At 75.6% G+C, this 8,049-nt stretch carries 7 protein-coding genes; 1 reads left to right on the top strand and 6 read right to left on the bottom strand.

Annotation, left to right across the window (positions count from 1 at the left end):
* A partial coding sequence (locus tag BU197_RS16205) for a DUF4139 domain-containing protein (RefSeq protein ID WP_188269009.1) occupies positions 1-1,244 on the bottom strand: 1,244 nt, incomplete at its 3' end.
* Between the two features lie 164 nt (positions 1,245-1,408).
* Positions 1,409-2,776, bottom strand: a complete 1,368-nt coding sequence (locus BU197_RS16210; RefSeq protein WP_317452154.1) for an amidohydrolase — start codon at positions 2,774-2,776, stop codon at positions 1,409-1,411.
* Between the two features lie 149 nt (positions 2,777-2,925).
* Here BU197_RS16210 and BU197_RS16215 point away from each other — a divergent pair, with 149 nt between their 5' ends.
* Entirely contained in the window at positions 2,926-3,096 is a 171-nt protein-coding gene (locus tag BU197_RS16215) for a thiazolylpeptide-type bacteriocin (protein WP_030757923.1), read from the top strand.
* An 86-nt stretch (positions 3,097-3,182) separates the two neighbouring features.
* Here the strand turns inward: BU197_RS16215 and BU197_RS16220 are convergent, their stop codons facing one another.
* The 4 genes from BU197_RS16220 to BU197_RS16235 form a co-directional block, all read right to left on the bottom strand.
* Positions 3,183-5,102 carry a TOMM precursor leader peptide-binding protein gene (locus BU197_RS16220; RefSeq protein ID WP_188269011.1) on the bottom strand — a complete coding sequence of 640 codons (1,920 nt, stop codon included), beginning with the start codon at positions 5,100-5,102 and terminating at the stop codon, positions 3,183-3,185.
* Between the two features lie 35 nt (positions 5,103-5,137).
* Positions 5,138-5,893 carry an ABC transporter permease gene (locus tag BU197_RS16225; RefSeq protein WP_188268037.1) on the bottom strand — a complete coding sequence of 252 codons (756 nt, stop codon included), beginning with the start codon at positions 5,891-5,893 and terminating at the stop codon, positions 5,138-5,140.
* A 2-nt stretch (positions 5,894-5,895) separates the two neighbouring features.
* Entirely contained in the window at positions 5,896-6,867 is a 972-nt protein-coding gene (locus tag BU197_RS16230) for an ABC transporter ATP-binding protein (protein ID WP_188268038.1), read from the bottom strand.
* A gap of 69 nt (positions 6,868-6,936) precedes the next feature.
* Positions 6,937-8,040 (bottom strand): metalloprotease, encoded by a 1,104-nt coding sequence (locus BU197_RS16235; protein ID WP_188268039.1) that lies wholly within the window; start codon positions 8,038-8,040, stop codon positions 6,937-6,939.
* Between the last annotated feature and the right edge of the window lie 9 nt (positions 8,041-8,049).

Below are 8,049 nucleotides of genomic sequence, written 5' to 3' on the forward strand. Positions count from 1 at the left end.
GCCGACCGCGAGCGCGCGGGGCCGGCGGGAGCCGGTGGCGGGACCGGGGCCTCCTGCCGGCCGCCGTACTCGGCCGAGCCCTCCTGCCGGTCGCCGGGTCCGGCCGAGGGCTCGGGCGCGAAGCCGTAGGAGGCGGGGGCGGGATCATAGGCGCCGGGGGAGGGCTCGTAGCCGGTGGGGGCGCCCACGAGTCCGGGGGCGGGGCCGGGGCCCACGGGGGTGCCCGCCCGGGGGTGGGGTCCCATCGCGTCGTAGCCGGTGAACAGGTCGGCGAGGCCCGCGGGGGGCTCGCGCCAGCCTGACGGGGCGGGAGGCTCCTGGCGGCGGCCGATCCTGATCGAGCGGAGCTTCGGCTGCTCCGTGCGGCGGTGCGGGTCGGCGGTGGCCAGGGCGAGCCGGACCCCGGTCCAGTCCTCGCCGGTGCGCTGGGCGACGGAGGCGCGCAGCACAAGGCGGCCGGTCTCCTCGCCCTGCCGGTGGTCGAGACGGTACGCGGGCACCCAGCGGGCGCCCGGCACCCCGTACTCGACCTCGATCTCAAGCTCCGCCGGGGCGCCGTCCGTGCCGACGAGGGTGAGGAGCGCGCAGACCGCGGTGTCCACGTGCGGTGACGACGCGTCGGTGGAGGAGCGGTCGAGACGGTCGGCCGCCGCGAAGAGGTCCCGCTCGGCGCGCAGCAGCTCCTCGTCGAGCACGGCGAGGCGGGCGTGCAGCCCGGTGAGCCGCTCGTCGACGAAGTCGACGAGTTCCAGCCAGGACTCGACCGGGGCGGGGCGGTGCCGGGGGTCCTCGCGCTTGCGGCCCGGGGGCACCGGGCGCAGCGCCTCGACCTCGGCGATCAGCGATCGCTGCCGGTCCCGGCGGCCCTCCGCCGCCTCGAACGCGTCACGGAGCCGGTCCACTTCCCGCCGCAGCGCGTCGGAAGCGTCAAACGCGGCGGAGGCTTCGGACGCGTCGGACGCGTCGGACGCCGAGGTGCGGGGCACGGCCTCGATCTCCACCCGCGCCTCGGCCACCCGGGCACCGGGGGCGCCCAGGACCCGGGCCCGCAGCGATCCGGGGTCGAGGGCCCGGGGCAGCCCGGTCACCCGCACCCGCCCGTCGGGCGGCACGACGCCCCGGGCCAGCCTGCGGCAGAGCGCGCCCTGCGCGTACACCACGACCGAGTCCAGGGCGGAACCCCAACGCCCCGCCGAGCCCTCCGCCTTCGCCGAGCCCGCCGTCCGTTCCGTACCGGCTGTCATCGCCCCGCCCCCCACACACACGACCGCGTTACTTCGGGCGAAGCCTACGGGAGCGTTTCCCGGGGTGGCAGGGGGAGTCCGGGGTCGGCGACACCCCGGGCGTACGGCTTCCCGTGGACGCCCTCGACGGGCCGTGCGCCGCCGTCGGCAGGGGTGTCGCCGTTCTACGGGTGGGCGTCCCGCCGCCCGGCGGGGGCCAGTCGGTCCAGGGCCGCGACCGTCAGGGCGTCGATCGCGGGCGGCAGGGCGGCCCGCACCTCGGGGGCGAAGAGGGGCGAGTGGTTGGGCGGGAGGCGACCCGCGGCGGCGGCCCACTGACCGGCTCCCGCCGTGCCGGTCATCCAGTAGACGAGCGGCACCCCCTCCGGGCCGTCCGCCCCGCCGTAGAGCGGGAAGTCCTCCGAGGCGGGGGACGGCGGCCAGTCGTGCACGCGCGCCGCGCCGAACAGGGCGGTGTGGGCGGCCCGTACCGACTCCGTCGCCGCCGGGTCGACCCGGAGCGCGGGGGCGCGCGACACCTGCCGGATCGTGGGCTCGCGCGGGCAGGCGGAGGCGGCGCACTCGGCCCGTACGATCCGCTCCACGGCCTCGGCCGCCCGGTCGAGGGAGGCGTCCGTCAGGGCCCGCAGGCCGATGCCGAGTTCGGCCGTGTCCGGGACCACGTTCACCGCCGTGCCCGCCCGCAGGGTGCCGACGGTGAGGACGACCTGTTCGCCCGGCGCGCTCTCGCGGGAGACGACCGTCTGGAGACGGGTGATCAGGGACGCCGCCGTCACCACCGGATCCACGGTCAGATGCGGGGTGCCCGCGTGCCCGCCCCGTCCGTGCACCACCACGTCGAGCGCGAGGCTCGCCGAGGTCATCGGGGCGTGCGGGGTGCCGTGCGCGACCGTGCCGGCGGGCAGCGGCGCCGCGTGCTGGGCGAGGACGACGTCCGGCCGGCCGAACCGCTCGTACAGCCCGTCCGCCAGCATCGCGCGGGCCCCCGTCAGGGTCTCCTCGGCGGGCTGGCCGAGCACCACGAGGGTGCCCCGCCAGTGCGCGGCGGCCTGTACGAGCAGTTCGGCGGCGCCGGTGGCGGCGGCGAGGTGCAGATCGTGCCCGCAGGCGTGCATGGCCCCGTTCCCGCTCGCGTACGGCAGCCCGGTCCGCTCGGTCAGCGGGAGGGCGTCGAGTTCGGCCCGCAGACAGACGCGGGGCCCCTCGCCGTTGCGCAGCACCCCGACCACGCCGTGGCCGCCGACGCCCCGGGTGACGTCGAGACCGAGGGCGGCGAGCCGGTCGGCGAACAGCCCGGCCGTACGGCTCTCGGCGCCGGAAAGCTCCGGGGCGCGGTGCACGTCCAGATAGAGCAGGAGCGCGGGGCGCAGTGCCTCCCGGGCGGGGGCGAGCGCCACCCGGACGGCTTCGGGGAGAGCACCGGGCGCGGCGCCCCCGGTGGCCGTGGTGCCGGGGCCGCTCGCGGTACCGGGGCCCATGGCATCGGGGCTCGCCGTCTCGGTCTCGGTGCGCGTGGTGTCGCCGGGGTTCACGGGGCTCCAGGGGGTCGGGCGCGGACCGCTGGCGTCGCGTGCCAGCGAAGTGCGTGCGGAAGACGTGCCGAGCGGTGAGCGGGCGGCGGTGGAATGGACGACGTCACCCCGGTCGGTCCCGGCACGGGGCCGTGGTCACAGGAGGCGCCATGAACAAGGACCTGAGCACCCTCGCCGACGAGATCCTGGAGCTGGAGGCCGAGACCTTCGAGATCTCCGACTACTCGGACGCCAGCGAGGTCGTCCTCGCCGGTTCCACGAGCACCAGCTCCACCTCGACCTGCAGCTCCACCACCAGCACCACCTCCTGCTCCGCCTGAGCGAGCCAGGACGCCCGGCCCACGGCCGGACGCGCGCCCGGTGACCGGTCCTCCGGTCACCGGGCGTGTCCCGTTTCCCCGGAGGGTTACGGGAACGGGTGCGGGACCCTCCGGATCTCCTCGTCGGACAGGTCCGTGGCCCGGTGCCCGCCCCGGCGCAGCGCGGTGCGCAGCCGGGGCATGTACAGCGCCCGCTGCCGGTTCCAGCCGAAGTCGATCGGCAGCAGCCCCGGGACGAGGGTGGCGACCGTGCGCAGCCCCATCCGCTCCTGCTCGGGAGTGGTCTGGTCGACGACGATCACATCGTGCCCCGCCGCCGAGAGCAGTTCCGTCACGGCCCGTACGTCGTCCCGGAGATCGCCCGTGCGGGGCCGGCCGGTCGCCTCCCACTCCCGGTGCACCTCGTCGAAGGGGCGTACCGCGAGCGGCTCCAGATAGCCCCGGGCGTGCTCCGCCATGCGCGGCAGACCGTACAGCTGGGCGTGGTCCTTGAGGTGACGCACCCGGTGGAAGTCGTCGGCCATGGCCTCCAGTTCGGGGCGGCGCTCCTCGGTCTGCCGCGAGAGGTGCGGAATGTAGGTGAGGACCTCCGAAAGGGCGCCCTCGACCGCCGCGCGCGGGTCGAGCGAGGCCGCCGCCGCGAAGGACAGGGTGCCGGGGCCGCCGTCCCGGCGCACGGCGAGCGCCGTGACCACGGGCACCGGCAGGTCGATGCGGTTGTCCAGGACGTGCACGTCGTAGCCCTGGAGCGCGGCGCGGGCGGCCATGGCGGCGGACGCCCGGCCGCCGACGGTGGCCAGGTCGATCTCGGTGAGCCGGGCGTCGCCGTACCAGGCGTTGAGGAAGGCGTCCCGCTCGACGAGTTCGAGGAGCCCGCCGAGGACCGCCTCTTCGAGACTGCCGCCGATGGCGCAGCCGTTGGAGCACTCGAAGACGAAGTTGTCGGCGGCGAGCCCGGCGCTGTAGTAGACGAGCCGGGACGGGACGAGCACCGGGCGGGAGTCGCGCAGCGACCAGCCCCACTCCCAGGGGATGGCCCGGTCCGGGTCGAAGGGATCGACCAGCGGGTCGTCGCGGTAGGTCTCGGGGGCGTAGAAGCCGCAGAGCGCCGGGTCGACGGCGTCGGCCCGCAGTTCGTTCCAGGAGCCGGTCACGGGGGTGCGGGGGCCGCGCCGGTGGGTGCCCGCGTACCGTTCGAGCCCTTCGAGGAAGGCCAGGGTGCGGCTGGTGGAGAAGGTGTTCTCCTGGCCGCTCCAGGTGACGTCGTTGAGACCGGCGTACCCGCGCACGAAGACGCTCCCGGCGACCGGCGCCGTCGTCGGCGAGGTGACGCTGATCCACGTGCCGCCGCCGAGTGCCCCGCACACCGGGTTGGCGAGCGCCTCGCGGGGCAACGGATACGCGGAGGCGGGCCGCAGCCGGTAGGTGCCCGGGTCGGGCTTCGGCCGCTCGACGAGGTCCAGGGACCGGGGCCCGGCCGGTGCGGGCCCGGGGGCGCAGTCGGGGCAGAGCGGGTCGGCGAGCAGCGGATACGTGCGGACCGCGAGCGTCGCCAGATCGACCCGGGTGACCTGGGGCAGCGCCCGGTCGGCCGGTTCGGCGGCGCCCGGTTCGGCCCCGGGCCCGTCGAGCAGAGCCGCACAGAGCGCCGCGACAGCGTCGTACACATGGTCGGTGAGGACCGGCCAGGCGCCCGCCGGACGGGGGCCTTCCGGGCCGCCGGTCTCCAGGGCGTCCCGCTCGCTGCGGCTGCGCAGCCGCTGCCAGCGCAGCGCGAGACAGCGTCCGCAGGCGGGCGCGGTGCCGTCGCCGCCCCAGGGCCCGACGAGGACGGCGGAGGCGGTGAGGTGGACCCGGGCCCCGGCGCGTGTCGCGGCCCACGGGTCGGGGGCTCCGGGGCCGCCGAGGGGCGTTCCGGCGTCGGTGGCGCCGACCGGGACGACGGGGAGGTCCCGGCCCAGGCGCCCGGCGAGCACGGCGCGCAGGGCGGCCCGCGCCTCGTCCATGGGCAGCGGCAGCGGCTTCGGCCGCGTGGCGGTGCTCACGACGACCTCGTCCAGCGGAAGGTCTTCACCGCGACCGCGCCGAAGAGCAGGGCGAACACGAGGAGCCCGGCGCAGCCCACCCAGACGTCGGAGAGGTCGCCCCGTCCGGTGAGCGCGTGGGACACGGCGTCGTTGAGATAGCGCAGCGGCATCACCAGGGAGACCTTCTGGAGCCAGGACGGCATGGAGTCGAGCGGGAAGAAGGAGCCGGAGAGGAACGCCATCGGCAGCATCAGGAAGTTGGCGACGGCGGCGACGGACTCCGGGGTGTTCGCGAAGGAGCCGATGATCACCCCGAGGAGGAGGAAGGTCGTGATGCCGAGGACCAGCACGGGGATCAGCAGCGGCCAGCCGGAGGCCGGTTCGAGGCCGAACAGCGGCAGCATCGCCACCCCCACGAACAGCACCGACTGCACGGCGCCCACCACCAGGGCGATGACGTACCGGGAGCCGATGACCGCCGAGAGCGGCGCCGGGGACATCCGGATGAGGCGCAGGATGTCGTCGGTGCGCCACTGCATGAGGGTGAACGAGATGCCGAACACGGCGGCGTTCGCCACGCCCCAGGACAGCACTCCGGCCGCCGTGTACGACAGATAGGTCAGTCCGCTCTCCTCCACGGCCTGGCCCCGGAAGATCAGCCCGAAGACGACGAGGAAGAGCAGCGGGAAGGCGAAGGTGAAGAAGAGGGTGGTCTTGTCCCGGACCTGGGCCCGGTAGCCCGCCCCGGTCAGTGCGGCGTAGGCGCTCATGGTCACGGCTCCGTGGTCTCGGCGTGCGGGTGGGAGGACCGTCCGGAACCGGCGAGCCGGGCGGTCAGATCGAGGTAGACGTCCTCCAGGCTCGCGGTCCTGGTCTGGACGCCGTCGAGCCCGGCGAGCCGGTCGACGGCGGCGAGGACCCGGCCGGCCGCGTGGGTCTCCAGGACGAGGGAGCCGCCCTCGACGCTGACCCGTTCGACGCCCTCGATGGCCGCCGCCCGCGTCTCGTCGAGCCGCCCGAGCGGCAGCATCAGACGGCTCGGCGCGCGGGAGGCGCCGACCAGGTTGTGCGGCGAGTCGGTCACCGCGATCCGGCCGTCCACCAGGATCGCGATCCGGTCGCAGAGCGCCTCGGCCTCGTCGAGGTGATGGGTGGTGTGGACGATCGTGCGGCCCTCCGCCTTCAGCCCCCGCAGCACCTCCCACAGGGCGCGCCGGGCCTGCGGGTCGAGCGCGGCGGTCGGCTCGTCCAGGAAGATCAGCTCGGGCCCGTGGACGAGGGCGGAGGCGATGGCGAGCCGCTGCCGCTGGCCCCCGGAGAGGTTCTCCACCTGGACGTCACGCTGTTCGGTGAGGCCCACCGAGGCGAGCGTGGCGTCCACGGCGCTCCGGGGCGCGCCGTAGAGCGCGGCGACCGTCCGCAGGTGCTCGTGGGCGGTCTGCCGGACGAAGAACGCCGAACTCTGCGTCTGGACGCCGATCCGGGGCAACAGCGCCGTGTCGCGCGGCCACGGCGACGTCCCGAAGAGGGCGACCGTGCCCGTGTCGGCCCGGCGCAGCCCTTCCATGATCTCGATCAGGGTGGACTTGCCCGCACCGTTGGGGCCCAGCAGACCGAAGAACTCGCCCCGGTGGATCTCCAGGGTGACGTCGTCCACCGCCTGCCGGTCCCCGTACCGCTTGGAGACGCCCTTGACCTGGACGGCGGCGGTCGGCGGACCGCCCGCCGCGGATGTGGTTGACATGGCCTGTACCTCACTCGTGTGGTGCGTGGATCGTGCCGGTCGGGAAGCGGGTGGAGCGTGCGCGGCCGGTCAGCCGAGCAGGGCGAGGACGAAGACGGCGGTGCCCGCCGCCGCCAGGAGCAGCAGGAGCGGCGCCCCGATCGCGTACGCCGTGTAGATCCGCCGGGCCCGCGCCGGGTAGGCGGCGAGCGCGGGCGAGTCCCGGCCGCCCCGGCGCACCCGCAGATAGGCCCGGGTCTCGGGGGCCAGATGGGCGGTGCCCAGGGCGTGCCCGAGCATCCGGTAGCCGTCGAGCGGCGGCAGCGGTACGAGGTTGCTCAGCGCCTGTACGGTGCCGAGCAGCAGCAGACCGGCGAGGGCGGGGCGCTCGGGGGCCCCGGCGGGCAGTAGCAGCCACCAGACCCCGAAGGGCAGCAGAAGCACCATGTTGAGCTGCGCGCCCGCCCCCGCGATGACCAGTTTGGCCCGTCGGCCCGGCAGGAACAGGTAGTTGTCGACCGTGCAGTAGAGCAGCGCGGCCGGGAACCGCCAGCGCAGCCCGATCTCGGCGACATGACCCCCGTGGTGCTGGGCGGCCACCCCGTGCGCCAGTTCGTGCAGGGTGATGCTCAGCCACAGGAACAGCGCGATGCCCAGGAAGACGACCGGCTGCCCGGCCAGTTCCGCCGCGTCGCCGAACAGCGCCGGTGCCCGTACGGCGAGCACCGCGAGGAGCGCGAGGACGGCGGCGAGCAGCGGGTACTGGACGGCGGGCCGGAGCAGCGGGCGCAGGGCGCGGTGGAGCCGCGCCGTGGTCGCGTCGGCGTCCGCGACCATCGGCCGGGTGCCGCGCCACAGCGAGTTGGGGCGCTTCGGCGCGGTCTCGGGCGCCACCGGGTCGGGCGCCCCGGCGAGCAGGCCCCGGGTGCCGAGGAGGCCGAGCAGCCGGTTCCAGTTCTCCTCGCCGAGCCGTCGGCCGAACCGGTCCGCGTACGCGGGCGCGAGGTCGTCGAGGTTCCGCGTCCCGTCCAGGCGCGCCATCAGGAAGTGCTCCTTGACGCCGACCTCGAACGCGGCTCCGGTGACGGGGTGCCGGACGAGGTGCACGGTACGGGGCCCGCGCAGCAGCGGCGCGCTCAGCAGGACGCCGGGCCGGAGCGCCGGACGGTAGGCCCGCGCGGCGGCGGCCGTCACGACTCCGCC

The organism is Streptomyces sp. CBMA291 (genome assembly GCF_014596525.1).
Taxonomy (GTDB): domain Bacteria; phylum Actinomycetota; class Actinomycetes; order Streptomycetales; family Streptomycetaceae; genus Streptomyces.